The 24,399-nt window shown below is 71.3% G+C and carries 21 protein-coding genes and 3 pseudogenes; 10 read left to right on the plus strand and 14 right to left on the minus strand.

Annotated features, from left to right (window positions below):
• Positions 1-92: 92 nt before the first annotated feature.
• A pseudogene (locus AC067A_RS07160) lies at positions 93-218 on the minus strand (oxidoreductase); the annotation flags it as partial.
• 127 nt (positions 219-345) lie between these two features.
• Between AC067A_RS07160 and AC067A_RS07165 the strand changes: the two are divergent.
• Entirely contained in the window at positions 346-768 is a 423-nt protein-coding gene (locus AC067A_RS07165; RefSeq protein ID WP_478615668.1) for a MerR family transcriptional regulator, read from the plus strand.
• 148 nt (positions 769-916) lie between these two features.
• Here the strand turns inward: AC067A_RS07165 and AC067A_RS07170 are convergent, their stop codons facing one another.
• Complete coding sequence (locus tag AC067A_RS07170) at positions 917-1,654, minus strand: VOC family protein (protein WP_478615671.1); 738 nt, start codon at positions 1,652-1,654, stop codon at positions 917-919.
• 453 nt (positions 1,655-2,107) lie between these two features.
• Here AC067A_RS07170 and AC067A_RS07175 point away from each other — a divergent pair, with 453 nt between their 5' ends.
• The gene (locus AC067A_RS07175; RefSeq protein ID WP_478615674.1) at positions 2,108-2,548 is read left to right on the plus strand and encodes a VOC family protein; all 441 of its coding nucleotides are present in this window, start codon (positions 2,108-2,110) and stop codon (positions 2,546-2,548) included.
• Between the two features lie 402 nt (positions 2,549-2,950).
• On the opposite strand, the gene AC067A_RS07180 is transcribed toward AC067A_RS07175, so the two are convergent.
• The gene (locus AC067A_RS07180) at positions 2,951-3,400 is read right to left on the minus strand and encodes a GNAT family N-acetyltransferase (RefSeq protein ID WP_478616682.1); all 450 of its coding nucleotides are present in this window, start codon (positions 3,398-3,400) and stop codon (positions 2,951-2,953) included.
• Positions 3,401-3,710: 310 nt separating this feature from the next.
• Positions 3,711-4,247 carry an N-acetyltransferase family protein gene (locus tag AC067A_RS07185; protein ID WP_478615676.1) on the minus strand — a complete coding sequence of 179 codons (537 nt, stop codon included), beginning with the start codon at positions 4,245-4,247 and terminating at the stop codon, positions 3,711-3,713.
• A 769-nt stretch (positions 4,248-5,016) separates the two neighbouring features.
• Between AC067A_RS07185 and AC067A_RS07190 the strand changes: the two genes are divergently transcribed.
• Complete coding sequence (locus AC067A_RS07190) at positions 5,017-5,391, plus strand: FKBP-type peptidyl-prolyl cis-trans isomerase (RefSeq protein WP_478615679.1); 375 nt, start codon at positions 5,017-5,019, stop codon at positions 5,389-5,391.
• Positions 5,392-5,461: 70 nt separating this feature from the next.
• Here AC067A_RS07190 and AC067A_RS07195 read toward each other — a convergent pair whose 3' ends face one another.
• The gene (locus AC067A_RS07195; protein WP_478615681.1) at positions 5,462-6,913 is read right to left on the minus strand and encodes an RNB domain-containing ribonuclease; all 1,452 of its coding nucleotides are present in this window, start codon (positions 6,911-6,913) and stop codon (positions 5,462-5,464) included.
• Between the two features lie 443 nt (positions 6,914-7,356).
• A complete protein-coding gene (locus AC067A_RS07200; protein WP_478615684.1) occupies positions 7,357-8,574 on the minus strand; it encodes an alpha/beta hydrolase family protein in 1,218 nt (405 codons plus the stop codon).
• A gap of 366 nt (positions 8,575-8,940) precedes the next feature.
• Between AC067A_RS07200 and AC067A_RS07205 the strand changes: the two genes are divergently transcribed.
• Positions 8,941-9,681, plus strand: coding sequence for a class I SAM-dependent DNA methyltransferase (locus tag AC067A_RS07205; protein WP_478615687.1), 741 nt, complete (start codon positions 8,941-8,943; stop codon positions 9,679-9,681).
• A 185-nt stretch (positions 9,682-9,866) separates the two neighbouring features.
• On the opposite strand, the gene AC067A_RS07210 is transcribed toward AC067A_RS07205, so the two are convergent.
• Positions 9,867-10,973 (minus strand): serine hydrolase domain-containing protein, encoded by a 1,107-nt coding sequence (locus tag AC067A_RS07210; protein ID WP_478616684.1) that lies wholly within the window; start codon positions 10,971-10,973, stop codon positions 9,867-9,869.
• On the opposite strand from AC067A_RS07210, the gene AC067A_RS07215 reads away from it, so the two are divergent.
• Positions 10,945-11,520, plus strand: a complete 576-nt coding sequence (locus tag AC067A_RS07215) for a TetR/AcrR family transcriptional regulator C-terminal domain-containing protein (protein ID WP_478615690.1) — start codon at positions 10,945-10,947, stop codon at positions 11,518-11,520. The two genes, AC067A_RS07210 and AC067A_RS07215, sit on opposite strands and share 29 nt — an antisense overlap.
• A 128-nt stretch (positions 11,521-11,648) precedes the next feature.
• On the opposite strand, the gene AC067A_RS07220 is transcribed toward AC067A_RS07215, so the two are convergent.
• The 3 genes from AC067A_RS07220 to AC067A_RS07230 all read right to left on the minus strand — a co-directional run bounded on the left by AC067A_RS07220 (position 11,649) and on the right by AC067A_RS07230 (position 13,746).
• A complete protein-coding gene (locus tag AC067A_RS07220) occupies positions 11,649-12,416 on the minus strand; it encodes a class I SAM-dependent methyltransferase (protein WP_478615692.1) in 768 nt (255 codons plus the stop codon).
• A 189-nt stretch (positions 12,417-12,605) separates the two neighbouring features.
• Positions 12,606-13,106, minus strand: a complete 501-nt coding sequence (locus tag AC067A_RS07225; RefSeq protein ID WP_478615694.1) for a hypothetical protein — start codon at positions 13,104-13,106, stop codon at positions 12,606-12,608.
• A 136-nt stretch (positions 13,107-13,242) separates the two neighbouring features.
• The gene (locus AC067A_RS07230) at positions 13,243-13,746 is read right to left on the minus strand and encodes a DUF3237 domain-containing protein (RefSeq protein WP_478615697.1); all 504 of its coding nucleotides are present in this window, start codon (positions 13,744-13,746) and stop codon (positions 13,243-13,245) included.
• A gap of 170 nt (positions 13,747-13,916) precedes the next feature.
• Between AC067A_RS07230 and AC067A_RS07235 the strand changes: the two genes are divergently transcribed.
• The 3 genes and pseudogenes from AC067A_RS07235 to AC067A_RS07245 all read left to right on the plus strand — a co-directional run bounded on the left by AC067A_RS07235 (position 13,917) and on the right by AC067A_RS07245 (position 17,692).
• Positions 13,917-15,557, plus strand: a complete 1,641-nt coding sequence (locus AC067A_RS07235) for an ABC transporter substrate-binding protein (RefSeq protein WP_478615699.1) — start codon at positions 13,917-13,919, stop codon at positions 15,555-15,557.
• Between the two features lie 44 nt (positions 15,558-15,601).
• A pseudogene (locus AC067A_RS07240) lies at positions 15,602-17,037 on the plus strand (amidase).
• A 238-nt stretch (positions 17,038-17,275) separates the two neighbouring features.
• A complete protein-coding gene (locus AC067A_RS07245; protein ID WP_478615701.1) occupies positions 17,276-17,692 on the plus strand; it encodes a hypothetical protein in 417 nt (138 codons plus the stop codon).
• Positions 17,693-17,752: 60 nt separating this feature from the next.
• Here AC067A_RS07245 and AC067A_RS07250 read toward each other — a convergent pair whose 3' ends face one another.
• From AC067A_RS07250 to AC067A_RS07265, 4 genes and pseudogenes are all read right to left on the minus strand, one after another.
• Positions 17,753-18,541: an ABC transporter ATP-binding protein gene (locus AC067A_RS07250; RefSeq protein ID WP_478615704.1), complete on the minus strand. Its 789-nt coding sequence runs from the start codon at positions 18,539-18,541 to the stop codon at positions 17,753-17,755.
• On the minus strand, positions 18,534-19,529 hold the full coding sequence (locus AC067A_RS07255; protein WP_478616686.1) for an ABC transporter ATP-binding protein: 996 nt from the start codon (positions 19,527-19,529) through the stop codon (positions 18,534-18,536). Before AC067A_RS07255 ends, AC067A_RS07250 begins: the two co-directional genes overlap by 8 nt.
• Positions 19,526-20,272: an ABC transporter permease gene (locus AC067A_RS07260; RefSeq protein ID WP_478616689.1), complete on the minus strand. Its 747-nt coding sequence runs from the start codon at positions 20,270-20,272 to the stop codon at positions 19,526-19,528. Before AC067A_RS07260 ends, AC067A_RS07255 begins: the two co-directional genes overlap by 4 nt.
• A 22-nt stretch (positions 20,273-20,294) precedes the next feature.
• Positions 20,295-21,455, minus strand: a pseudogene (locus AC067A_RS07265) (CocE/NonD family hydrolase); the annotation flags it as partial.
• A gap of 99 nt (positions 21,456-21,554) precedes the next feature.
• Between AC067A_RS07265 and AC067A_RS07270 the strand changes: the two are divergent.
• Both AC067A_RS07270 and AC067A_RS07275 read left to right on the plus strand, forming a co-directional pair.
• The gene (locus AC067A_RS07270; RefSeq protein ID WP_478615706.1) at positions 21,555-22,121 is read left to right on the plus strand and encodes a TetR/AcrR family transcriptional regulator; all 567 of its coding nucleotides are present in this window, start codon (positions 21,555-21,557) and stop codon (positions 22,119-22,121) included.
• 561 nt (positions 22,122-22,682) lie between these two features.
• Positions 22,683-24,047 carry a ricin-type beta-trefoil lectin domain protein gene (locus AC067A_RS07275; RefSeq protein WP_478615709.1) on the plus strand — a complete coding sequence of 455 codons (1,365 nt, stop codon included), beginning with the start codon at positions 22,683-22,685 and terminating at the stop codon, positions 24,045-24,047.
• Positions 24,048-24,399: the final 352 nt, after the last annotated feature.

Consider the following 24,399-nt stretch of genomic DNA (forward strand, 5'->3'; position numbering starts at 1 on the left):
CAGTGCAGTCGCGAGGGTTTCGAGGTTTGTCGTCACACACGAACCAACGAGACCCTCGTTTCATGCGCCCGAAGACTTCGGACTTACTCGTCTAGTCCGGAGTAACCCCCGGTCACCAGGGCTGTCATGCCGGAGAGGTTGTGGCCGGCCGTGACGTCTTCGGTGGTGGTGGCAGCGGAGAAGGGCGAGCCGAGCGGCTGCTGATCAGTAGTGGTCATGTCGCTGACGCTACGATCTAGAGCAAGGTCTAGATCAAGTCCTGGGCTGAGCGGCATGGGTGGCATGGGTGGCATGGGTGGCATGACTGAGATGACTGGCAGGACCGGCATGAGTGGCATGAGTGGCATGAAATCCGCTGGGACTCATGGGGAGTCGCTGAGCATCGGCGAGGTCGCCGCGCGGACCGGGCTCAGCGTGCACGCCCTGCGCTTCTACGAGCGCGAGGGTCTGCTGATCGGAGCGGTTCGTCGCACGCCGGGAGGCCGACGGCAGTACACCGCGTCCAACGTGGACTGGCTGCTGATCTGCGTCAAGCTCCGGGAATCCGGTATGCCGCTTGCCGACCTCAAGCGGTTCGCCGAACTGGTGCGGCAGGGTCCCGGCAACGAGACCGAACGCCTGGACCTGCTCGACGCCCATCGCCAACGCGTCGACGCACAGATCCAGGCGCTGGAGGAGTGCCGTTCCGTCATCACCTGGAAGGCCGGCGTCTACGCCGAACACCTCGCCCGCGGTGAGGCCGCCGGCCTCTGGGACCCCACTGTCTGACGCGCCACGAAGCGAATGGCCATTGGGGGCGCCCCGTCTCCGGCGGCATGTCCTGCCGCCGCGCGGTCGTCCTCCGCCGCCTTGAACCGTCCCTGCCACCCCGCGGTCTTCCCCCGCTGCCCCGAACCGCCCCTGCCGCCACCCGCGGTCAGCGCGGTGTGAGGACGCAGAACTCGTTCCCCTCCGGGTCGACCAGAATCGTCCACGGGAGGGCGGACTGATCGATCCCGGGGTCGGTGGCTCCCAAGGCGCGCAGGCGGGCCACCTCTGCTTCCAGGTCGTCACCGGGGTACGGCCTGACGTCGAGGTGGACGCGGTTCCACACGGTCTTGGTGTCGGGAGTGCGGATGAACTCCAGGTAGGGGCCGACGCCTTTGGCGGATCGCAGGGCGGCCTGGTCGTCGGTGACCTCGTGCAGTGTCCAGTCCATCGCCTGGCTCCAGAACCGTGCCATCGCTCGCGGGTCGGCACAGTCGACCACCACGGCGGCGATCGGCCCGGCGTCCTGGTAGATCGGGCGGGGCTCCAGGACGCAGAACTCGTTGCCCTCCGGGTCTGCCATGACCGTCCAGGGGACGTCGCCCTGACCCACGTCGGCGAGCGTCGCGCCGAGATCCTGCAAGCGCCCGACCAACTCCGCCTGATGGGCGACCGAAGTGGTGGCCAGGTCAAGGTGCACCCGGTTCTTCACCGTCTTGGGTTCCGGGTCGGCGACGATGTCGATGCAGACGGCCACGGGGTCGGGATAGGAGAAACCCACGGGTTCGAGATTGGTGACGCCGGGCCCCTCACTGTCGACACTCCAGCCGAGCGCCTCCGCCCAGAACCGGCCGAGCGCGGTGTCGTCCTCGGCCTTCATGTTGATCTGCACGAGTCTTGTTGCCATGCCGTAGATCCTAGAAGCTGCCGCCGGCCCGGGCGGCCGCGATCCTGAGCGACGGCCGCCGATCTCACGAGGCCCTTGGTCACCTTCGGGTTGGCCGTGCCCAGGCGCGGCGTGGCGGAAGGCCGAGTGGCCGGGCGATCGTCATCGAGGAGATGACGGCACGTCTGGGCCTGGGACCGGTCATCGCCCCGATGAGGGCACGCCTGGGGCCCGGTCACCGCCCCGATGACGGCGTACGTCTTCCGCGCCGCGACCTGAGGGCAGGACGTGCCCGCGCCGAGGACGGGCGCCAGTCGACGTCGAGGGGGCGCGCTTGCACGGCGACGGTCAATGCGGGCCGGGAGCCGTTTCCCCGTGACTCAGCCGCTTCGCGGGTGTCGAGAACGGTCCGCCAGCCGTCCTTCGGTATACCGGTGGCCTCGAAGGCTCGCGCGACACAGAGGGAGACCCGTCATGGCGCTTCAACGGATGGACAACGTCGGCATCGTCGTCGAAGACCTGGACGCCGCCGTCGCCTTCTTCACCGAACTGGGCATGGAACTCGAAGGCAAGGCGCCGATCGAGGGCCTCTTCGCGGATCAGGCCGTCGGACTCGACGGAGTCCGCAGCGACATCGCGATGATGCGGACCCCGGACGGTCACGGCAAGCTGGAGCTCGCTCAGTACCACTCCCCCGCGGTAATCCGGGACGGGTCGCACAACCCTCCGCCGAACACGCTGGGGCTGCACCGGGTGATGTTCGCCGTCGACGACATCCACGACACCATCGCCCGCCTGCGTCCGCACGGTGCCGAACTCATCGGTGAGGTCGCACGGTACGAGGACGTCTACCTCCTCTGTTACCTTCGTGGGCCCTCAGGCATCATCGTCGCCCTGGCCGAGCAAATCGGCTGACGGCCGCGGAGCGCGGTGAAGGGCCACGGTCTCGGGCGACGGCCGGTGGGTCGCGCGGCTGCAGCGTTCGCCTCGCTGGTGGAGCTTCGCCTTGCTGGTGGAGTTTTGCCTCGCTGGTGGAGTTTCGCCTCGCTGGTGAAGCACGGAGGATGTAATCAGTGGGGTCATGCGGGAGGAGCTGCCCCCATCGCCAGGTGGGTGCAGGGGGTGCGATGGCAGGCAGGGTTGCTGGTGGGTCCACTCTGGCGTTCCGGCCCAAGCGGCTCCTCGATGGTCCCCTCTCGCGGAGTCGGCAGCGGAACCCCCGCAGACCTCATTCGCGCCGATGTCGGAGGCCGGCATCGTGAACACCGTCGCTGCCGACCTCCGACAGGCCGTGTCGCCCCCCAGGGAGCGTGAGCGTCAGACCGCGGCGGCCGAGGGGGCGCTCAGGGCGGCAACGATCTCCTCGTCCTCGAAGTCGCCCGTGGGCTCGAATCCCAGCGACTTGTAGAGGGCGGCCGCGGGAGCGTTGTCCGGGTGGTAGGAGAGGCGGACCTCACGGCAGTCCGGGAGGGCCGCGAGGCGACGCAACAGCACTCGCACCGCGGTACGGCCGACGCCCTTGCCCTGCTCTTCGGCGTTGACGATCATGCCACCGATCCAGTGGGTGCCGTCCTCGTCGTCATAGGCCCACATGACGTGGCCCACGACCTCCTCGCCGGCCAGCACGGCGAGGGAGTTCCACACGCCGCCGCGCAGGGAGAGCAGCAGGTAGCGCGCGCCGAGAGCAGCCACGAAACGGCGCTGGTGGTCAGCGGGGGCCACATCGGCGACACTCCGCCAGTTCTCGTCCGTGATGTCGTCGAGCATCACACACCGACCCTGCCGGTCAGTGAATTCCATCATCGGTTCCGTTCTCTCATCTGACATCACATCATCATCCACCCCGTGGCGGACAGCCTCCACCCCCTCCGGAACATGACCCCGAGGCGGTCGGGGGCGTCCCCTCGGCGAACTCGTAAGGGGATCGGACACAGTGAGCGAATCCTTCCTGCTGGTCTGCGACGACCGACCGCACGACGCAGTTCGCAACCATTCCGTGGCAAAGAGCGTGATCGCCGCAGCCCCCACCGCCCTGCGCCGACTCTCGACTCGGACTTGGACTCGGACTCGGACCAGGTCAGCGCCCATGGACCACGTTCCGACGGGTCATCTGCCTCAGGGCCGGCCCGACGTCCAGAACCATGGTGTCCGAGTCGCCGTTACGCCCGACGCGGGTGAAACCGAGGGCGGTGTAGAGGTGTACGGCGGGATTGCCGTCCTCGACGCTCAGACTGAGGCGGGCGACCGGAGCCGGGCCTTCGGCGGCGGCGGCCTGGAGCAGCGCCTCCATGAGGGCCCGGCCGTGTCCGCGGCCGCGGTGGCCGGGCAGCAGGCCGAGGGTCAGCTCGGGAACGTCCGGAGCGACGAACCCGTATCCGGGCTCGCTTTCGGGGAGGTGCCGGGCCCAGACCGCACCGATCGGTGCGCCGGAGTCGGTCTCCGCGATGAGCCCGAAGTCGTCCCTGCGGGGCCAGTCGACGAGGTAGCGCGCGGCGCGCGGCTCAGCGGCGAGCTGCTCGACGGTGAACCGCTGCTCGCCGGTCCAGTTGTACGCCTCGAGCAGGATGCGCCAGAGGAAGTCGGCGTCGCGGGCGACCGCGGGACGGACAGACATCAACGGCCTTCGGGTCGGAACCGGTGCGGGCCGACCGACGATAGGCGGCCCCCTGGCAGACCGGCAAGCAGTTTTGACGGCGGTGCGGCGAGGCCCGGGAGGGCCTGGCGCCGGGGCCGATCGGGTGAGCGACCCGGTATTCGTCGCCCGGCCGGGGTGGGTGGGTGGGGTAACGGCCGCTCGCGTCGACGAAGAACTCCTCGTCTGCGATCCGACGGAGACAGCCGCCGGGGCGGGCCGGAACCACGGTGTACTCGTCCGCGTACCCGGACCCCACGAATCCCGGGCTGTCCTCGCAGCACGCGATGTCCTGGACGGTGATCCCCACGGCGCTATCCACCCGCACAGCGCGCCGCGCCACTCCCGTACGGCCTCGGCCTCGGCCTGGAGCAACTCCCGGGTGCTGCGGTCCTTGTTCCCCGGCACGAGCCAGTCCAGCCCTGGTTCGGTATCGGTGCGGGTGCGCGACTCCCGCATGGGGACGATGTGGTCCTCCGTGGCAGGGGTGCCCGGGCGGTCGGCGCCGAGGATCCGGGCGGAGTCGGCCGCCGCGTCACGTGAGCCGACGGCGTTCGCATGCCGGCGGCCAGGAGGACGTCGCCGGGCTGGGGCCGCGGGGGCGCGGAAAGCGCGAGGCACGGTCCCGGCCTGTTGCCGTGTCGTCGGGCCGGGTGGTCACTAGGGTCGGTGCTCGACGCGTCGGGAGGTCTGGCGCCGACAGCAGACTCCCCCGCCGTTTCGGGGTGGAGCACGGACGGAGAAGATGGCGATGGCACTGGAACGTCCTGAGATCGACATGCCCGAAGGCCCCGCTCCCGACCACCTGGACATCACGGATCTTCAGGTGGGAGACGGTGACGAGGCGACGAACGGCAGCCAGGTGGAGGTCCACTACGTGGGAGTGGCCTACTCCACCGGCGACGAGTTCGACGCGAGCTGGAACCGGGGTGAGACGTTCGAGTTCCCCCTCGGCGGCGGCCGGGTCATCAAGGGCTGGGACCTGGGCGTCGAGGGCATGAAGGTCGGCGGGCGGCGCAAACTCGTCATCCCTCCGCACCTCGGTTACGGGGACCGCGGCGCCGGGGCCGCCATCCGCCCCGGCGAGACGCTCATCTTCGTCGTCGACCTTCTGTCGGTGAAGTAGCCGCCGGCCCTGGCCCCCGTCGCGGCGGTGTGCTGCGCGGGTGGGCAGGCCCGGCGGGGGTGACGGGCCGCTACACCGTGTTGAAGAGGATCTTCTGGTTGGTGGAGAAGAGGGGGTCGGCCCGCATGAGCTTGGCCTGGACGCTCGCGCCCAGGCCGAGCTCGGCACCGGACGTGATCTTGCCCATGACGGCGGGGTCCGCCAGGTGCACCATGCCCACCTTCGGCTTGTCGTCCTCCGCGTCGGTGTTGATGATCGTGCCGGTGAAGACCTCGCCCACCCGGTCCTTGAGCAGCGCGGCCTCCACCAGGTCGACGGCGCGGCGGTCCGCCACCTTCCCCTTCCCGCGTGCCATGTCGCACGGCAGGCAGTGCAGGGCGTCGAGGACCCAGGTCGGCGGGGCCTGGTCGGCGCACGCGGCGACGCACAGTGCGCCGGTGTACCGGTCGACCAGGCGCCGCAGGGGGGCCGTGCTGTAGGTGTACGGGGCCGCGATCGCCGCGTGCTTCGTGTACGTGGGGAGGTGGTGGTCGCGGAAGGTGGTGTACTCCGCCTTGAGCAGCATGGCGGTGGCCTCGCTGAGGAAGGCCATGTGCTTGCGGTCAGCCGGATCGAGGCGGTTGACCAGGGCGGCGTACGGGACGCCGGGCTTCCAGTCGATGCCCAGGAGCTTCGCGATGTCGTGGACGCGCCGGATCACGTCCTGGTCGTCCTGCTCCTTCTGGGTGCGCAGGATCCCGGTGCCGCTGTCCAGCATGATCCGGGCGGCGGCCATTCCGGTCATGAGGGAGATCTGCTCGTTCCAGCCCTCCACCGGCAGTGTCGCCGCGTAGCTCAGCCGGAACGACCCGTCCTCCAGGGTGACCTCCTGGTCCGGCAGGTTCACCGAGACGCCGCCGCGGGCGGCCTCGACGGCTTCCCGGAGCTTGCCGATCTCGCGCAGCAGGGTTACGGGCTCCTCGGCCGTGCCGGCGTCGATGTCGTGTTGCACCGCCGCGTAGTTCAGCTTGGCCAGGCTGCGTACCTTGGCCCGGCTCACGGTCGAGTCGGTCACGTTGCCGTCGGCGTCGAGGTCGTGCTGCCACAGGAGGGCGGGGACGATCTGGTCCGGAAGCAGGCTGGCCGGCCCCTCGGAGATCGAGGGCGGGTACAGCGGCACCTTGAGGTCGGGAAAGTACAGGGTCTCGATCCGGTCGTGGGCCTCGGCGTCCAGCGGGCTGCCGGCCTTGACGAAGGCCGCCACGTCGGCGATGGCGTAGTGCACGCGGTACCCGCCGCCGGGCCGCCGCTCCAGGTACATGGCCTGGTCGAGGTCCTTCGAGGTCGGCGGGTCGATCGTGAACAGCGGCAGGTGAGTGGCGTCCTTGTCCGGCAGGCGGACCGCGGCTTTGGCCTCCTCCGCCGCCGCGAGTACGTGTGCGGGGAATTCCGGAGTTGCCTTCAGCTCCGCCCGGAGCTGCTGCAGTGCCTTGAGCAGAGCGTCCTGGGCCTCACTGGACATGTGCATCTGGGGGCGTCGCATGTCTCGACCCTAGGACGGCGACCGTGAAGCGGCGCCGTGAGCAGGCCCAGGCGGGGGAACGAAGCGGTGGGCGGGGGGGATGGTCGCCCTCCGCGGACACGGCGTGCGGGTGGCGTGGGTCAGGAGGGTGCCCCACGAGATCCGCGCCGCGCGCCCGCTACTGGAACGGCTCGCCCGGTACGTGCCCGCCCTCCTCGGTGACAAGCCGGTCCTGGCGGTGTGGGGAATGAAGGACATGGTCTTCCGTCCCCGGGCCTGCATCCCGCGGATGCACGCCTCGTTCACCGATCTCGACGTCGTCGCGATACCCGCGCGCGACACTTCCTCCAGGAGGACGCACCGGACGAGATCGCGTCGGCGATCGCCAGGCGGTTCCCGTGAGCCCTGCCGTCCGGCGCCGATGTGCCGGTGACGGGCCCTTACGCGACGGGGCCCGGTGGTGCTCACGGCAGGAACGTCACCGCCGGGAAGGCCGGGGACGGTCCGTCGAGCAGATGTCCTCGCCGGTGGCGCAGGTGCTCGTCGAAGAACGCGAGCGGGTACGCCTGCTGGATCCTCACCGCCTGATCGGGGTCGAGGGTGCCGATCACGCTCTGGAGCTGCTCCCCACTCCATCCGAGAACCTTCGCCACCTGCGGGAACAGTGCCTCGTTGTCGCCGTACGAGACGTGGGCGGCGCCGTGGGCCTCGATGTTCCGCCGCCGGCCGCGCAGCTGCGACCAGAACGCGGCGGCCTGCGGGGTCGTGGCCCGGGTGAACACGGCGGACATCATCATGAACGGCCGGTCCAGGTCGCCGCTCAGCGGCGGGTTCATCTGCATCGGGCCGTCCAGGCTCAACCCGGCCCGGATGCGCGGGTCCGCGAGCATCGCGCAGGCGGTCGCCGTCCCGCCCTTCGACCAGCCCGACGCACCCATGCGCCGCGGGTCGAGGGAGCCGAGCAGTCCCACCGGCAGCTGTCGTCGGTCGGCGTCCGGATTGCGGCCGGCGGCCAGCTGCTCGACGCAGTCGAGGACGAACCGCAGATCCGCGGCGAAGTCCCCCGGCAGCGTCGGAGCCTTCCGGTCGTACAGCGGGACGGCGACCCTGCCGTCGGGGAAATCGGTGTAGGTGTCGTACGGGTGAGCCACCGTCACCACCGCGTATCCGTGGCTGGCGAGCTCCTGGACCATGACGGTGTGGTCGCCCTGATGACTGTGCGCACCGTGCGAGAACACGACGACGGGCATCCGCCGGCCGGACCGCCGCACCGGGGCGCCCACGTGGCCGGAGGTGAGCGGCGCCAAGGGGACCAGCGCGCTGAACCCCGCGTCGGTGAGGAAAGCCCGAAGGGCTCCCGCCGGCATCCAGGGCGCCACCGGGTACCGCGCGACGTCCCGGGCGGGGTACCAGACGGTGGCCGTCATCTCCCGGAAGCGTCCGGGTCCCGCTATGTCGTCCGGGCGCGACCGGTCGACGAGACGCAGGTGCACCGTGCCCACCGGGTGCGGGCCGGTGGGCGCGGGCAGCGTGAGTCGCGTCGGGCCGGCCGTTCCCGGATCCGCGGCCCGCGCGGGGCCGGCGACGGCGGCGAGCGGCACGGCGGACCCGGCGGCGAGCGCGGCTCCCAGGATGCGGCGGCGCGTCATGGTGTTCTGGCTGGTGAACGGTGTGGTGGTCATGGTCCCTCTCGTGGTGACGGCTCGTCATGTTCCTGCGCGGGAAGCCCGGCAGGCAGATCACGGGCGGCCCGTGGGCACAGGGGGAACGGTGGCAGGTGCCCCTGCTCCCTGACATCGACCCACGGGTTGACCACTCGCGCCGGCGTTGACCCACGGGTTGACGACCCGGGGTGCATGCGGGCGGCGACGGCGTACTCCCCTGCCAGGTCAGCGTGCCGGTCGGCGCCGAGCGCCGCACGCCCGGTGAGAGGGACGAGCCCCGGATCGGTGCGGACCCGGACGAGGGTGTCTTCGCCGGACGTCGTACGGAGCCGATGGAAGGTAATTGCGTCGACAGCGCCCCTGGTGCCCGGCACAGTGGCTTCCGTGACGAGTAGTGAACTGTGGACCCGTGCGACCGCCGACCGCTACGACGCCGAGGAGGCGGAGGCGTCCTCGGCCGCGTTCCTCGGACCGACTCTCGACTTCCTCGCCGAGCTCGCCGGAGACGGCCGGGCGCTGGAGTTCGCCATCGGGACCGGGCGAGTGGGCGTTCCGCTCCGGGAACGCGGTGTGCCGGTGGTGGGCATCGAACTGTCCGAGCACATGGCAGCGGTGCTGCGGCGCAAGATCGACGAGGACTTCCTCCCGGTGACCATCGGGGACATGGCCACCACCGTCGTCCCCGGCGAGTTCACCCTGGTCTATCTCGTCTACAACACGATCACGAACCTGCTCACGCAGGACGAGCAGGTCGAGTGCTTCCGCAACGCCGCACGTCATCTGGCGCCCGGCGGGCGATTCGTCATCGAGTTGGGCGTGCCACCGCTGCGGTTCCTGCCGCCCGGCCAGGTCGCGGTGCCGTTCGACGTCTCCGAGCATCATCTCGGTTTCGACACCGTCGACCCGGTCGAGCAGATTCTCGTCTCCCACCACTTCACCCGCGACGGTGACGACGGCCGCTATCGCCGCGACGACTCCCGGCACCGCTACGCCTGGCCGGCGGAGCTCGACCTGATGGCACGGATCGCGGGGCTCGAGCTGGAACGTCGTGTCGCCGACTGGGACGGAGCCCCGTTCGCCCAGGACTCCGCGAAGCACATCTCCGTGTGGCGCAGGCCGATCTGAGGTGTGGCGCAGGCCGATCTGAGGTCGGTCACCGCGGGTGGGGCGCCGCGTCCGTCGGGTCCCCTCCTCGCTGCCGCTGCGGCCGACGAGCGGCTTCACGCCGGGATCGGGGGTGGTCGTCGTGGGCGCGACCGCGACCGCCCGGCACCCCGTCGGGCGGTGCCGGGGCCGCCTCGCCTGCCCGGTCAGCCGTACATCGCCACGCGGTAGAGGGTCTCCAGCGCGTCGTCGATGGGGGGTGGCTGCGGCTTGCCGGTGGAGTCGAGTGTGTTCCACCGCTGCATGTTCACCGCGATGGCCAGCTGCCGCTTGCCGTCGGCGCGGGTCATGGCCAGGGCCCCACCGCCCCAGACCGAGCCGGAATGGCCCCAGAAGGTGTCCTGGCCGGGGCCTTCCATCGGTTGCAGGCCGAGGCCGTAGTCACCCGTCTTCCCTTCCAGGGAGACGACGGGGACCGTGCGCCGCATCTGTTCCAGTGACGACGGGCTGACGATCTCCCCGGCGAGCAGCAGGCCGTAGAAGCGGTCGAGGTCCGCGACGGTCGATATCAGCGAGGCCGACGGCCCGACCCAGGACATGTCGAGGACGCTGTAGTCGCGCGGCGGGTCGATCATGCCGAACCACGCCTCGTAGAGGTGCGAGTGCGGCCCCTCGACGTACGGTCCGGAGGGGAGTTCGGTGTGGCGGAGCCCTGCGCGCTCGATGACGTTCCGGGTGATGCACTGCTCGGCCGTGGTGCCGGTCACTTGTTCCAGGAGCTTGCAGAGGAGCAGGTAGTGGGTGTTCGAGTACACCCCCGGCGTGCCGCCCGGGGTGCCGACCGCGGGTGCGGTGACCCCCATCGCGATCAGTTCGGCGGAGTCGAAGCGCGTGAGTCGGAGCTCGTCCAGGCTCTCGGGCCCGGTCTCCGCGATGACGGGGAACGCCTTGAGGGAGGGGTAGGCGTACGGCAGGTAGTCGGGAAGGCCGCTGGTGTGGTTGATCAGCATGCGGACCGTGATCGCGTCACCGCGTTCTCCGGGAACCAGCTCCGGAAGGGACCGGCCGATCGGCGTGTCGAGCCCGATTCGACCGCTCTCGACCTGCTGGAGAACCGCTGCGGCCGTGAAGGTCTTGGTGAGGCTGCCGACGCGGTGCCGCATGCCGACGGTGACGGGGCGGCCGGTGGTCACGTCGGCGACCCCGGCGGCGCCGTGCCAGACGTGGTCGCCGTCTCGGACCTCGGCGAACAGGCCCGGCATCCCGGCACGGTGGACGTCCTCGATGGCGGCGTCCAGCGCCGCGCAATCCAGTGAGTTCCCCTCCAGCCTCTGCCGGCACTTCCGCAGCAAGACCGAACTACTGCGCGCGGTCGCCGACCGGATCCTCCTAGCCTCCATAGACGACTACCGGCCCGAGGGCGACTGGAAGCAGCGCCTCACCGCCCTGGCCCTGCGCCTGAGGGAGGCGTTCGGCCCACAGCCCCAGCTGGCCGCGGTCTGGGGACGGTACGCGTCGGGGGGCGCCGGCTCCCGACTGGTCATGGAAGAGGTGCTGCAGGCCCTGCGCGCGTCGGGGCTGCCCGACGAGGAGATCCCGACGCGCTACCACCGGCTCGCGGTCCTCATCGCCTCGCTGATCGCCTCCGAGGCCGGAGTCGGCGTCATGACCCCGGAGGAGTACGAACAGGGCAGGGAACTGTTCCGCGTCGCCGTACCCGGCGCGGACCCCGAACGCTTCCCCGCCCTCGCCCACTTCGCCCGCGATGTCCGTCCTCTCGGAGCGGACCGCACCGCCGCGTTCGAGGAGATCCTCGCCGCCCGACTCGCCGACATCGAAGCCGCGGTCCGCGCGAGGTAGCCGACCGGCCGCGAGTGACGGCGCACGACCGGCTGCCTGGACCTCCCCCTGGTGGCGCGGGGAGGGGGAGCCGCCCCACGCGGGCTCGGGGCTTGCGCCGACGGACCCGCACCGGCCCGTGGAATGGGCTATGCGTCGGCGCGGGCCACGAGCAGCGGCTGGAAGAAGCCCGTCTCCTGCGGCATCCGCCATGCGGCGTCAGCGAATCCGGCCTCCGTCGCGAGGCCGGACAGTCGGTCCCGGCCGAGTGCCCAGTAGGTGCTCCGCCGGACCTGGACGCGCCACTCTCCGCCCGCCGGGTGGAGCTGGAAGTGCTCCAAGTCGTAGTGCTCACCGTCCTCGCGCCAGTGCCAGAGCTGGAAGGTGACGGTTCGTTCCGTGCTGTCGGCGGCCTGGTGGACTTGCGGAGGCGTCGACTCCGGGCGGTCGCGGAGCAGCTCGTCGTAAGGGCGTGTGCTGACCAGCAGCCGGCCGCCAGGACGCAGCACTCGGCGCATCTCGCCGAGTGCTGCGCGCACGTCCCGCTCCGTCAGCAGGTGGGGCAGCGCGTTGTCGGCGCAGACGACGGTATCGAACCGGGCGTCGGAGAAAGGGAGATGCCGCATGTCGGCGGCGGCCGTGCGCAGGGTCGTGCTCCGGCGGGCGGCCTCCCGGGCCGCGCGGGCGGCGGCGCGGGGGCTGAGGTCGGTCCCGGTGACCTGGTGGCCACGCAGCGCCAGGCCGATCGCCTGCGTGCCGATTCCACAGGAGCAGTCGAGCACGGCGGTGCGATCCCGGCCGATGAGAGCGTGCAAGGCGTCGCCCTGGCGACGCATGCTCGCGTCCCAGTCCGAGTAGATCAGGTGGTAGTCGTCGGCCAGTTCGTCGTAGAACCGCGCCACTGATGCCTCGGCCATGACGCGAGGTTACCGCGCCGCGTTCGGACGAGTCCCTGGTCGCCCCGGCGTCCGGAGCGACCGCTGCCACGGGCGGCGACACCGCCGTCCGCCGTGCATCGGGGCCGCCGGGATGTGGCGAGTCGGGCGGGGGTCGCGGATGACACGGGCCGCTGAGGAGCGGTCCCGGTCTACCGGTGGTGCGTGCGGTCAGTCGCGAATTCCGAGGTGCAGGACGGTGGCCCAGTCGCCGGTGACCAGCAGCAGGTTGCGCCACCGGATGTCGCCCGCGTGCGGGCCGTCGACGTCGCCGGAGCTCAGGACGGGCCCCAGGTGGGCTTCGACGACGTCGGCGAGGCCGTCGGCGAGTTCGGCCGCCCGCCGGATCTCGGCGGGCGTGCGCAGACTGGGGTCCGCGTACCTGCGGGTGGGCTGCATGAACCCTTCGGTCACCTGTCGGCGGAGGATGCCCCGCCAGGCCTGTGGTGACTCGAACGGGACGACCGACGTCCTGACCTGATGCCCGCCGGCCCCCGCGTCGTACACGGCTTGGGCGAGACTTCTCATCCGGTCGTGCCCGAACGTCACCCCGGTCACCGGAATCACGGGGAACAGGCATAGGGACGGCACGTGGTTGAGGTCGTCCAGCAGGTCCTCGAGCGGTTCGGCCGCGGCTGCCACCGCGTCCGGGGTGTCCAGTGGGTTCGGCATGGGCGTCCGGGTCCTCTGTGCGGTGGCGCGCTTCGGCCTCAGTGTGCCAGTCGGGCAGGTTCACGCCGTTGCCCGGCGACGGCCCCGGAGGCGGCCGGGCGGGGCCGCGTGGGCCGGTCGCCGGCCGCGCCGTCGCCTACCGGAGGGCGTACATGCGGATGATCACGGCGTCGTCGCCGTCGGGGCGGGCGAGGCCGACGAAGACGGTCTCCGCGAGCCAGCGGTGGGCAGGGGCGTCCGTCCGGAAGACCGGCGACGTCCGGTAGTAGTGGCCGGCCTCCGTGACCTGGAGTTCTCCGTCGAACTGGTCCGGGCCGTCGGCCTTGGGCCGGTAGAAGCCGCGGTTGACGATGTCGATGACGGAACCGTCGTCCGCGCGCAGGAGGTAGCGGGCTTCCAGTTCGCAGACCTCGCCGCGCATGCTGCTCCAGTCGCCTCCCCCGGGCAGGACCTCGCCGCGCAGCAGGGGGCCGTCCACGCTGCCTCCGACGATGGGCGTGAACTCGGTGACCTCTCCGTCGCCGTGGCCGATGTGGAGCGTCTCGGCCACCTGGGCGCGGATCTCGAAGGCGAAGTCGAGGGCGGGAGTGAAGGACATGGTGCGGGTCTCCGGTTCCGTGGGGCGGCGTGGCTCGTTCACGCGGCGCGGGGTGACGGCGGACTTGCTCTTGACGCCTTAGCTCACCAGATGCGAGCGTGACATGCAACAGCGTTATATGACATTCATTTACGACGCTGCGCCGGCCGAGCCGCCCTTCGCGAGCGTCGGACCCCTCCCCCTCACTCCTCTCGGCAAGGAGCACATCGGTCATGGCTGCGAAGAGAACGATGCTGACGGCACTCACGGGCGTGGGCCTGCTCGCCGTCACCGCCTGCGCGGGCGACCCCGGCGGCGTCCGGCCCCGCACGACCGCACTCACCACCACCACACCTCGCGGCACCGCCGAGGTGGACCGGGTGACCTGGGCGCTTCCCTACGGCGAGCCGACGACGCTGGACCCGGCGAAGACCGGCGACTACTCGCCCCAGACCGTCGAGGCGAACCTGTGCGACACCCTCACCCGGATGAACGCCGACTTCTCCCTGGGTCCCGGACTCGCCCGGAAGGTCGCCTGGACCGACGGGCACACCCTGGTGCTCGACCTGCGCTCCGACGTCAGGTTCTGGGACGGCTCGCCGATGACACCCGATGACGTGATCCACAGTCTCGAACGGCAGAGGGATCCGAAGACCCAGGCGCTGTACGGCGACTACCTCGCCGCCGTGACCTCGATCAAGGCCACCGGCCCGCACCAGGTCACGCTCACCACCAGGACCTACGACCAGACGCTCCCCAAGGCGCTCGCCACGTCGTTCAGCGCGGTCAGCCGGAAGGCGTACGTCGAGAAGGCGGGTTCCGGGTACGGCACCGCCAAGGGCGGCCTGATGTGCACGGGGCCGTACCGACTGGGCCCGTGGAAGTCCGGTGCCGCCATCACCCTGGAGCGCAACGCCTCCTACTGGGACCCCGGGCTGAAGCCGAAGGCCAAGCAGGTCGAGTTCCGGTTCATCACCGACAGCAACACGCTGACCGGCGCGCTCCTGTCCGGGGAAGTGGACGGCACCTACGAGCTGCCGCCCACCAGCGCCACCGTGCTCGGCCGGGCGGACAGCGGCACGATCCACCTCGGCCCGTCCACGCAGAACGTGCTGCTGATCCCCGCACGCGGTGACTCCCCCGCCGCCGACCGCCGTCTTCTGGACGCCCTGTCGCAGGTCATCGACCGCGACGCGCTGATCAGGAACGTCTTCGGGGGCGACGCCACGACCCTGAAGTCGCTCGTCCCGCCCCTGACCTGGCACGGGGACAAGGCCGCCGCCCGGTTCGACGCGGCCTACGCCGCACTGCCCGCCGTGCCGAAGCCCGACGTGGACAAGGCCAGGAAGCTGGCCGCGCAGGCCGGACCGGTCTCCCGCCCCCTCGTGGCCGCCCTTCCCGCCGGTGACCAGCGCGGGCTGCAGGCGATGACGTTCATCCAGGCGGCGGCCGGGAAGATCGGCGTCGACATCGAGATCGAGCAGCTCCAGCCGACCGAGATGTCCTCCCTCTTCTACGACCCCGCCGTCCGCGAGGGCCTCGACCTCGTCCTGACGTTCGGCTACGTCACCATGCCGGACCCGGCGTCGTACGTGGCCGAGAGCGTGACCCCCCGTGGCATCTTCAACTGGACCGGTTACGACGATCCCGACGTGACCCGCCTGCTCGACCGGGCCCGCACCTCGTCCGACCCGGCCGCGTCGGCCGAGGCCTACGCCGAGGCCCAGGCACTCTTCACGCCCACCACTCCCGCGGTCTTCCTGGCCACCACACACGAACGCATGTTCATGAACAAGCGCGTCAGCGGCGCACCGACGTCGTTCGCCTACATGGGCATGTCCTGGGCCGCCCACCTCGGCGGCACGGACGACTGACCTGCCGGCCCTCTCCACCCCGCCCCACACCACAGGAGACGACGATGACCGACACCCCCGGCGACAGGCCGCTGTGGGACCGCTCCGCCGCCGAGCTGGCCGCCGGAATCCGCGAGAAGTCCTTCTCCGCGACCGAGGTCGCCCAGGCGTTCCTCGCGCGCATCGAGGAGACCAACCCGGCGCTCAACGCCCTGGTGGACGTCCGGCCCGAGGAGGCGCTCGCCCAGGCGGCCGCAGCCGACGCCGCGGTCGCGGCCGGCGCCGACCTTCCGCCGCTCCACGGCGTGCCGGTCTCCACGAAGATCAACACCTCTCAGCGTGGATACGCCAGCTCGCACGGCGTCCCCGCCTGGGCCCACGCCGTGGCCCAGGACGACGCCGTCTGCGTCGCCGGTCTGCGCCGCGCCGGAGCGACCCTGCCGGGACGCAGCAACAGCCCGGCCTTCGCCGTCCGCTGGTTCACCGGCAACGACCTGCACGGCAGGACGCTCAACCCCGGCCACACCCCCGGCGGCTCCTCCGGAGGCGCGGCCGCCGCCGTCGCCGCCGGAATGACGCCGATCGCCCAGGGCAACGACATCGGCGGGTCCATCCGCTTCCCGCCTACTGCTGTGGCGCGGTCGGCCTGCGCCCCACCATGGGCCTGGTGCCCGGCGTGGAGCCCCGCGGCGCGGAGGAGTTCGACAGCCCGCTGTCCTTCCAGACGATGGCGGTCCACGGACCGCTCGGCTGGACCGTCGACGACGTCCGCCTCGGCCTGCACGCCATGGTGACGCCGGACCTCACCGATCCCGTCGGTCTTCCGGTGCGCCCTCCGCTGGGCGAGCCCGGCCGGGTCGGGGTCTCCGTCGTCCGCGCCGCGGAGGTCAAGCCCCACCCCGTCGTGGACGCCGCCGTCGACGACGCGGCCCGGTGGCTCGCCGAGGCCGGCCACGAGGTCGAGGAGGTCGAGCTCCCCCTGCTCGACGAGGCCGCCCGGCTGTGGTCGCTCCTGCTCTACCAGGAGCTGAAGACGATGATGTCCGAGATCGAGCTGTTCGGCGACGAGACCGTCCGCGTCTCGCTCGCCTCCTCGTTCGCCGCCGCCGCGGAGACGTGGGGCGAGCAGCCCGCGCTCACCGACTACATCCGGGGGTACGCCCGCCGGGGCACCCTCGTCAGCCGCCTCCAGCGGTATCTGGGCGGGGACCGGATCCTGCTGACGCCGGTCTCCGCCGAGCCGCCCTTCGAGCAGGACGCGGACCTCGCCGGCGACGCCCGGGTGCGCGAGCTGCTGGCCGCTCAGTGGCCGATGCAGGCGGTCCCCGTGCTCGGCTTCCCGGCCGTGTCCGTCCCGACCGGCATCCGCGACGGGCTGCCCTCCGGCGTCCAGCTGATCGGCGGCCGCTTCCAGGAAGACCTGCTGCTCCACGTCGCCACCGCGATCGAGCAGCGGACGACGCGCACCCGGCCCTCCCTTTCCCTGTCCCAGGCCGGCTGACCGGCTCCGACTCCTCGCACGCACGTGCCCCCGACCGGTCGGACGACCGGCGGGGGCACGTCTGCCTGCGGCGGGCCGCCGTGGACGACCCCGGGCCCGTCACCGGGGGCGGTGGGTTCATCGCTCTTGTGACGAGATGCCGTAGAGGGCATTCGAGTGGTGTCCGCGGTACTTCGCAACTGTCCCCGCCGCACCTTCCGTCGTCCTCTGCAAGCGCATGACGACCGAGGAGGCAGACGTGACTGGTTATCAGGCTTTCCCCACGGGCACCACCGGGCCGCGGGATCTCGACCCCTACCGCTTCCCCGCCGCGCTCGTGCACGACCTGCCCGAATGGACGCCGATGGCATGCGGCGTCATGGAATCCGACGACTGTCCTCCGCCCGCGCCCGAGCCGTCCGACCGTCCGTCCGCCACCCTCGAGCCGTCCGACCGTCGCCGCCTGGAGCTGCATGCCACGCTCACCGCCGTGGGCGTCGCACCCGCTCCGGGTGACCTCGACGCCATCGCGGACCTGTGCCGGCTGGGCGACTCCACCCTGGTGGCGCTGCGGCGCTGGATCGGCCACGCCGTCCGACCCGCAGAGGAAGTGCGGACGCGCACAGACGGATCGGTCCACAGCGGTACGTCGCTGTGGACCGATCTGCCGTACTGAGGGGTGTGCGGGGGCCTCCGGCGCGCCGGCCCGCAGCAGGGGCGTACGAGAACCCGTGGGTCAGGCGGTGGTTCGGCCCGCCCTGCCGCGCGGCGTCCAGCCGGGCTTCGGGACGGAGTCGATGAGACGGCGCGTGTACGGGTCCTGTGGCTGGGTGAGGACCGTCCCGACGGGGCCGCGCTCGACGACCCTTCCCTCTCGCACCACCAGGACGTCGTCGCTGATGTGCCGGATGGCGCCGAGGTCATGGGTGATGAACAGCAGGGCGGTTCCGGTGTCCGCGCGGACACGGGCGAGCAGGCCGAGGATCTGGGCCTGGATCGACACGTCCAAAGCGGCGACGGCCTCGTCGAGGATCAGGACCCGTGGCTCCGCCGCCAGCGCGCGGGCGATGGCGACCCGCTGACGCTGTCCGCCCGAGAGGGCCTTCGGCAGGGACCGTGCCTGCCGGTCGTCCAGGCCCACCATGTCCAGCAGTTCGGCGACGCGGGCCCGGAGGCGGTGGGTGGGCTGGTCCCTGTGCAGGGCCACCGCCTCCGCGACGGCGTCGCCCACACGCTGGCGGCGGTCCAGCGAGGCGTACGGGTCCTGGAAGACCACCTGTATCCGGCGGCCGCGGGCACGGCGCTCGCGTGACCCGAGCCGCCCCGGCCGGCGTTCCTCACCCGCGACGACGATGTGTCCGCCGCTCGGGGTCTCGAGGCCTGCGACCATGCGGGCCGTGGTCGTCTTGCCCGATCCCGACTCGCCGACGACGGCGAGGGACCCTCCTTCGGCCAGGGAGAAGGTCACGTCGTCCACGGCGACGAAGCCGCCGAACTCCTTGCGGAGGTCGCGTACCTCAAGCATGGCTGCCGGTCTCCTCGGGCGAGGGCGGGTGGGGGAAGTGACAGGCCGCCGTACCGGCGCCTGCCGGGGCAGAGCGGGGACGGTCGCTCCGGCACCGGTCCTGTACGCGCGGACAGCGGCCGCCGAAGGCGCATCCGTCCGGTGCCTCGAATCCGGAGAGGGGCCTGCCGGCGATGGACCTCAGTTCGGCGTGGACGTCGTCGAGCGACGGGCGGGAGGCGAGCAGGGCGCGCGTGTAGGGGTGGGCGGCACGGCCGCGGAGACGTTCGGCGGGGAGGTCCTCGACGGTGGTTCCCGCGTACATGACCGCGACCCGGTCGCAGACGGCCGCCGCGAGTTCCAGGTCATGGGTGATGAACAGCAGGGCGAGCCCGCGCGCTTCGCGGGCCTCGCCGACGAGGGCCATCACCTCCTCCTGTGTGGTGACGTCGAGGGCGGTGGTCGGTTCGTCGGCGAGCAGCAGGCGGGGCTCGGCGGCGAGTGCGGCGGCGATCATGACGCGCTGGAGCAGTCCGCCGGACAGTTCGTGGGGCCGCTGTCGCATGCGCCGGTCCGCGTCGGCGATGCCGACCTCCCTGAGGATCGCCAGCACCTTCGTGGTCGCCTCGGCTGCCGGGACGCCTCGTGCGGTGGTCAGTCCTTCGATGAGGAAGTCGCCGATGCCGCGGGCGGGGTTGATGTGCGCCCTGGGGTCCTGGAACACCATGGCGACGTCGGCGGCGCGGAAGGCCCGTAGACGTGCGGGATTCATCGCCTGGACGGGCTCCCCCGCGAACAGCACCTCGCCGTGGACGCGGGCGGCGGGGGGCAGCAGGCCGAGGACGGAGCGGGCCGTCAGGGACTTGCCGGATCCGGACTCGCCGACCAGCGCGACGGCCGCCCCCTCGGGGATGCTGACGTCGACGTGGTGCACGACGGTCCGCAGGGCCCCTTCCAGGGGCAGGTCGATCCTCAGGGTATCGATGCGGAGGAGGGGTTTCGGGTTCATGGGTTCTCTCCGAGCAGGCGTCGGGACAGCCCCGCCCCCAGCAGGTTGAACGCGACGACCACGGCCAGGATGGCGATGCCGGCGTACAGGGACTGTTGCGGTTGGCCGGCGAGGATGGAGGGGGCTCCGTTGGAGACCATCAGTCCCCACTCGGGGTCGGGCGGCCGGCTGCCGAGGCCGAGGAACGAGATCGCGGCCACGTCGAGCAGTGCGTATCCGAAGCCGATGGTGGCCTGCACGAGGACCAGCGGCAGCAGGTTCGGCAGCAGGTGACGCAGCCAGATGCGGGCGGTGGGAGCGCCCAGGAGCTGGAGCGCGGAGACGTAGGGCAGTCGGCACTCCTTGATCGCGGCGGACCGGACGACGCGGGTGATCAGGGGGAGGTAGGCGATGGACAGGGCGACGATCGGTGCGGTGAGGCCCGCGCCGAAGACCGCGGCGGCGAGGACGGCCAGGATGAGTCCCGGAAAGCCGAAGACGATGTCCAGGGCCCCGGAGACGAAACGGTCGAGCGGACCTCCGGACCAGGCCGCGACCAGGGCGAGAAGGGTACCGAGCGTCGTGGAGACGGCGATGACGACGGCGGGGGCGGTGAGGCTGGCCCGGGTTCCGGCGACGAGGCGGGAGAGCAGGTCGCGTCCGGTGTCGTCCGTTCCCAGCAGGTGCGCGGCGGAGGGTGCGTCGTTCGTCGGCGTGCTCGCGCAGCTGTTGGAAGGTGTCGGGCGCGGCGGACGGCACCGGATCGTGGGGGTCGTATCGCCATGGGGCCTCTTCCGTGGCGGCGGTGGGGTGCGGCGCCAGTCGGCCGCCGGGAACCGCGCCGGTCGCGGCCGCGGGCTCCGCCAGGTACCACTCGGTCGTCTGCGCCTCCGGCAGTGGCCACGCCGAAGCGGTGCGCCAGCCCACATGGCCGAGTTGCCACCGCACCCGGGGAAGCGACTCGGGGCGGGCGACGCCCTTGAGGAAGACGTCGAAGAAGTCGGCGGCGGGACCCGTGGTGGAGTCGAGCAGGCGCTCCAGGGCGGCGGCGTCGGTCATGTGGTCGTCGGCGGGCGCGACCGGGGCGTCCTCCAGGCGGTAGTTCTCGTGGTCGATCGCGTCGGCGATGAGGTACTGCACGGCGGCCCATCCGGGGCGCCGCGCCAGCTCGGCGTGGTCCCGCATGTGGGCGATGCCGAGGTTGTCGAACCAGCCCACGCAGTGCAGGACGGGGACCGGCCGGGCGTCGTAGGGATGCGGCCCGTTGTAGGGGGCGAGCGGGATGCCGCCGAGGATGAGGTCGAAGCCTCGCGAGCGCTTCCCGATCGCGGTGAACGCCTCCTCGTACGCGGCGGCGAGCGGGCGCGCGGTGAGGTCGGCGTCGAACTCGTAGCCGTGGTTGTCCGTCCAGATCTGCGCCTGGTAGGCGGCCGCCTCCAGCCACGGGGGTTGCGGGCCGGATCCGGCGTCGTAACTGGCGATGCCCGGGCCGTTGTTGGTGCAGGTCACCCGGGGGACGATGGCACGCAGGGCGGGGTGCTGGCCGGCGACCGCCGACCGCTGGGTGAAGCCGTAGTACGAGTCGCCGAACATGCCGACGGTCCCGTCGGACCACGGCTGACGGGTGATCCACTCCAGGGTGTCGTACCCGTCGTCGACCTCTCCGGTCCAGCCCAGGGTCTCGCCCTGCGAGCGGAACTTGCCGCGGACGTCCTGGACCACGACGACGTAGCCGCGGGCCGTGAACCGCTCCGCGATCCTGTCGAAGAAGACGTACCGGCTGTTCTTGTCGTACGGGACGCGCGCCAGGACGGTCGGTGCCGGCGTCTCCTCGCGGGCGCCGTAGACGTCGGTCGCCAGAAGCACTCCGTCGCGCATGCGCACCATGTGCTGCAGGGCTTGCGGAGGGACAGGCTCCGCTGTGACGCGTCGGACGGTAAGGGTCATGAGCCCTCCAGGGAAGTGAACCTTGATAAAACAAAGTGATATAACAGCGTTGCATCACGGTGAGTTCAACGTCAACCCCCTCTGAGCTAGGTTGCTTCCATGCCGATCGACGTCGACGAAGTCCAGCGCCTCAAGGCCATCGCCGAGGCGACCCTCGCTGTCGCCGCCCGGGACGGCGCCCGCGCCATCACGATCCGCGCGGTGGCCAAGGAACTCGGCGGATCCACGGCGATGGTCACCAACTACGTGCCCACGCGGAGCGCGCTGATCACCAACGCGGTGCGCGCGGCGGAATCCCGGTGGCGGACCGACCTCGAAGCCCACCTGGGCGACCTGATCGGCGCGAACCGGCTGCGCGCCACGGTGGCGTGGCACCTCAGCACGGACCCGGAAGACCTCCTGCTCCGCACCCTCTGGGTCGAGATGCTGTCCTCGGCCCACTCCGACCCTCACGGCGTCGACCGCCACGAGCCGCGCGAATCGCGCCAGGAGTTCCTCGACGCCTCCCTCGCCGCCGGAGTGCCCGACGCCGGACTCGCCGCGGACCTCCTCTCACTGCTGACCCGCGGCTACTACGTCTCCACCCTGGAAGACCCGGCCTACTGGACGCCGGAACGGGCCGCCCGCGTCGCCCGGGCCGTGGTGGACGCGCTCATCGAACCGTGAACGGGCCGCTCGCACACGAGGACCACCGGGACGACGGCCCGACAGCACGCCGCTGAAGCGGTCGTACGGGTCGCGCCCCGGTCCCACATCACACCGGGACCCGCACCACACCGGGACCCGCACCACCCGGGGACCCACACCACACCGGACCCGCACCACCAGGGGACCCGCACGACACGAGGACCCACCACCGACACCACCCCATCGCCGAGCCGCGCACGCGCCGGCGGTGGGGGCGTCCTGCGTTCTGGTCCATGGACGGCACGGCAAGGCGACCGAGGAGCAACCCGTCTTCGCGGCCAGCCGAGCGCGACCCCGACTCGCGCACACATGCCGCCAAGACTTCACCTCAACACTGAGCAATTCCCAACTCCACCACCACACAACGGCATTGTGCGTTCAAGGCATGAATGCCGGGCGTCTTGACTGGCATGGTTCAGACCTTTACTTTCATCGCCCAGAAAGCAAAACGCAGTTCATGTACATGAACTGCATCTCCGGCTCAGCGTTCCTCCGGCACCACGTCTCAGCGACGAACCGCCCCCACCCGAGAGGACCCCCATGCGCCGCACCCGCCTGCCCATCACCCTGACGGCCCTCGCCCTCGCCGCCGGCGGTCTCGCCGTCGCCACCACCCCGGCCGAGGCCGCCGCCGGCCGGATCACCGGACTCGGCGGCAAGTGCGTCGACGTCGCGGGGGCCAACCCCGCCAACGGCACCGCCGTCCAGCTCTACGACTGCAACGGCACCGCCGCCCAGAACTGGGACGTCGGCGCCGACGGCACCATCAAGGCCCTCGGCAAGTGTCTGGACGTCACCTCGGGCGGAACGGCCAGCGGTTCGACCGTGCAACTGTGGGAGTGCAACGGCTCCGGGGCGCAACGCTGGACGGTGACCGCGGCCCGCGACATCGTCAACCCGCAGGCGGACAAGTGTCTGGACGCCACCGGCAACAGCTCGGCCAACGGCACCCGGTTGCAGATCTGGACGTGCACCGGCGCGGCCAACCAGAAGTGGACGGCGCCCCCGGCCGGTGGGACCGAGCCCCCGCCCGGCGGCACCATGGCCGTCGCTCCGTACCTCTACAACGGCTGGGGCAGCCCGCCGAGCCCGACGACGGTCATGAACGCCACCGGCGTCAAGTGGTTCACCCTCGCCTTCGTCCTCAGCAACGGCTACTGCAACCCCCAGTGGGACGGCGGCCGCCCCCTCCTCGGTGGCGTCGACCAGCAGACGGTCGCCACCGTCCGGGCGGCCGGTGGCGACGTCATCCCCTCCTTCGGCGGATGGAGCGGCAACAAGCTGGAGAGCTCCTGCTCCAGTGCCGGTGAGCTCGCCGCCGCCTACCAGAAGGTCATCGACGCGTACGGCCTCAAGGCCGTCGACATCGACATCGAGGCCGCCGCCTACGACAGTCCCACCGTCCAGCAGCGCACGGTAAACGCCCTGAAGACCGTCAAGGCCGCCAACCCCGGGCTGAAGGTGTACGTCACCTTCGGCACCGGCCAGAACGGTCCGGACACCGGTCTCATCAACCGCGCCGCCGCGGCCGGCCTCACGGTCGACAGCTGGACCATCATGCCGTTCGACTTCGGCGGCAACGGCCAGAACATGGGCACCCTCACCGTACGGGCGGCCGAGGGGCTCAAGACCGCCGTGAAAAACGCGTACGGCTACAGCGACGACCAGGCCTACCGCCACACCGGCATCTCCTCGATGAACGGTGTCACCGACGTGGGCGAGACCATCACCCAGGCCGACTTCCGCACGATCCTCGCCTACGCGCAGCAGCGTCACCTCGCCCGGTTGACCTTCTGGTCCGTCAACCGCGACCGTCCGTGCTCCGGCGGCGGCGCCGACACGTGCTCCGGCATCGGCCAGCAAGCCTGGGAGTTCACCCGGATCCTCGCGGCCTACAACGGCTGACCCGCGCTCCGCCCCCTCCCCGTCCGGTCTCTCAGAGGCCACTCCGCCCGCGTCGGGTCCCTCAGCGACCACTCCGCCCGCGTCCGGTCTTTCCACGTCCGGTCCCGGTGCCCCCGCGCGCCCCGGCAGATTCCAGGGGGCACCCCGGTGCGCCCGGCAGCCCGGCACGCCTCCCCACCCCCTCAAGGAGCGCGCATGCCCGCCGCGCCCCCGCCCGCCATCCACCCGGGGAACGCCCTGCGTCCGTGCCCCGCACGCGCCGGGCGGCACCCCCGCCGCCTGGGAGGGGTCCTCGTCGCGAGCGCCGCCCTGTCGTCGGCCCTCGTCGCCGTCTCCCCCGCCTCCTCCGCCG

It is taken from the genome of Streptomyces sp. NPDC043176 (assembly GCF_056436715.1).

What these genes read in the sequence shown, in the direction of transcription:
- AC067A_RS07165 (WP_478615668.1), top strand. Translation starts at nt 346, where the DNA reads ATGAAATCCGCTGGGACTCATGGGGAGTCGCTGAGCATCGGCGAGGTC.
- AC067A_RS07170 (WP_478615671.1), bottom strand. Translation starts at nt 1,654, where the DNA reads ATGGCAACAAGACTCGTGCAGATCAACATGAAGGCCGAGGACGACACC.
- AC067A_RS07175 (WP_478615674.1), top strand. Translation starts at nt 2,108, where the DNA reads ATGGCGCTTCAACGGATGGACAACGTCGGCATCGTCGTCGAAGACCTG.
- AC067A_RS07180 (WP_478616682.1), bottom strand. Translation starts at nt 3,400, where the DNA reads ATGCTCGACGACATCACGGACGAGAACTGGCGGAGTGTCGCCGATGTG.
- AC067A_RS07185 (WP_478615676.1), bottom strand. Translation starts at nt 4,247, where the DNA reads ATGTCTGTCCGTCCCGCGGTCGCCCGCGACGCCGACTTCCTCTGGCGC.
- AC067A_RS07190 (WP_478615679.1), top strand. Translation starts at nt 5,017, where the DNA reads ATGGCACTGGAACGTCCTGAGATCGACATGCCCGAAGGCCCCGCTCCC.
- AC067A_RS07195 (WP_478615681.1), bottom strand. Translation starts at nt 6,913, where the DNA reads ATGCGACGCCCCCAGATGCACATGTCCAGTGAGGCCCAGGACGCTCTG.
- AC067A_RS07200 (WP_478615684.1), bottom strand. Translation starts at nt 8,574, where the DNA reads ATGACCACCACACCGTTCACCAGCCAGAACACCATGACGCGCCGCCGC.
- AC067A_RS07215 (WP_478615690.1), top strand. Translation starts at nt 10,945, where the DNA reads ATGGCGGCGTCCAGCGCCGCGCAATCCAGTGAGTTCCCCTCCAGCCTC.
- AC067A_RS07220 (WP_478615692.1), bottom strand. Translation starts at nt 12,416, where the DNA reads ATGGCCGAGGCATCAGTGGCGCGGTTCTACGACGAACTGGCCGACGAC.
- AC067A_RS07225 (WP_478615694.1), bottom strand. Translation starts at nt 13,106, where the DNA reads ATGCCGAACCCACTGGACACCCCGGACGCGGTGGCAGCCGCGGCCGAA.
- AC067A_RS07235 (WP_478615699.1), top strand. Translation starts at nt 13,917, where the DNA reads ATGGCTGCGAAGAGAACGATGCTGACGGCACTCACGGGCGTGGGCCTG.
- AC067A_RS07250 (WP_478615704.1), bottom strand. Translation starts at nt 18,541, where the DNA reads ATGCTTGAGGTACGCGACCTCCGCAAGGAGTTCGGCGGCTTCGTCGCC.
- AC067A_RS07255 (WP_478616686.1), bottom strand. Translation starts at nt 19,529, where the DNA reads ATGAACCCGAAACCCCTCCTCCGCATCGATACCCTGAGGATCGACCTG.
- AC067A_RS07270 (WP_478615706.1), top strand. Translation starts at nt 21,555, where the DNA reads ATGCCGATCGACGTCGACGAAGTCCAGCGCCTCAAGGCCATCGCCGAG.
- AC067A_RS07275 (WP_478615709.1), top strand. Translation starts at nt 22,683, where the DNA reads ATGCGCCGCACCCGCCTGCCCATCACCCTGACGGCCCTCGCCCTCGCC.